The sequence below is a fragment of the Flavobacterium sp. Root186 genome (assembly GCF_001428525.1).
Lineage (GTDB): Bacteria > Bacteroidota > Bacteroidia > Flavobacteriales > Flavobacteriaceae > Flavobacterium.
The window spans coordinates 514,417-515,722 of the sequence record NZ_LMHW01000014.1; the positions used below are offsets into that span (position 1 = coordinate 514,417).

The 1,306-nt window shown below is 38.9% G+C and carries 2 pseudogenes; both read right to left on the minus strand.

Going from position 1 to position 1,306, the window contains the following annotated elements:
- Positions 1-604, minus strand: a pseudogene (locus ASD98_RS19095) (hypothetical protein); the annotation flags it as partial.
- A pseudogene (locus ASD98_RS24060) lies at positions 565-1,306 on the minus strand (hypothetical protein); the annotation flags it as partial. The pseudogenes ASD98_RS24060 and ASD98_RS19095, both read right to left, overlap by 40 nt.

Here is a 1,306-nt window from a genome sequence, read left to right on the forward strand (position 1 = left end):
CCATATCGTCAGGTTTAGGAGTAACCGTCAGATTCAATACCTGATCCGCCGTACATCCGTTATTTTCTACTTTGTAAGTTCCTGATGCGCTGTAAGTATTTCCATCTRCAAGCCACGTGAAAGTTTGCCCCGAACAGATTGATTCTGTTGTTACCACATCGGCAGGTTTGTCTCCAACAGTCAAATTCAAGACCTGATCCGCTGTACATCCGTTATTTTCTACTTTGTAAGTTCCTGATGCGTTGTAAGTATTTCCATCTACAAGCCAAGTATAAGTTTGTCCAGAACATACTGATTCTGTTGTTACCACATCGGCAGGTTTGTCTCCAACAGTCAAATTCAATACCTGATCTGCCGTACATCCGTCATTAGTTACTTTGTAGGTTCCTGATGCATTATAAGTATTTCCATCTACAAGCCATGTGAAAGTTTGCCCCGAACAGATTGATTCTGTTGTTACCATATCGTCAGGTTTAGGAGTAACCGTCAGATTCAATACCTTATCCGCCGTACATCCGTTATTTTCTACTTTGTAAGTTCCTGATGCGCTGTAAGTATTTCCATCTACAAGCCACGTGAAAGTTTGCCCCGAACAGATTGACATCCGTTATTTTCTACTTTGTAAGTTCCTGATGCGCTGTAAGTATTTCCATCTACAAGCCACGTGAAAGTTTGCCCCGAACAGATTGATTCCGTTGTTACCATATCGTCAGGTTTAGATCCTACAGTCAAATTCAATACCTGATCCGCTGTACATCCGTCATTGGTTACTTTGTAAGTTCCTGATGTGTTATAAGTATTTCCATCTACAAGCCAAGTATAAGTTTGTCCAGAACATACTGATTCTGTCGTAACAATATCATCAGGTTTAGGAGTAACCGTAAGATTCAAAACCTGATCCGCTGTACATCCGTTATTTTCTACTTTGTAAGTTCCTGATGTATGGTAAGTATTACCATCTACAAGCCATGTATAAGTTTGCCCCGAACAGATTGATTCTGTTGATACCAAATCGGCAGGTTTAGGAGTAACCATAAGATTCAAAACCTGATCGGCTATACATACGTCATTGCTTATTCTGAGTCCTGTCTGAGATGTTGTGTAAGTAATATTATCAATCCATTTATAAGATTCTCCTGCACATATTGATTTTGTTGTTATAATATCATCTGGTTTTGATGTTACGGTTATTAATCCACTTATTAATCCATCAGGACATACTCCTAAATTTTTCCATTTATAAGTTATTGTGGCTGAACCAGCTTTTACTCCTGTTACAAAACCTGATGATATTGTAGCGATAGTG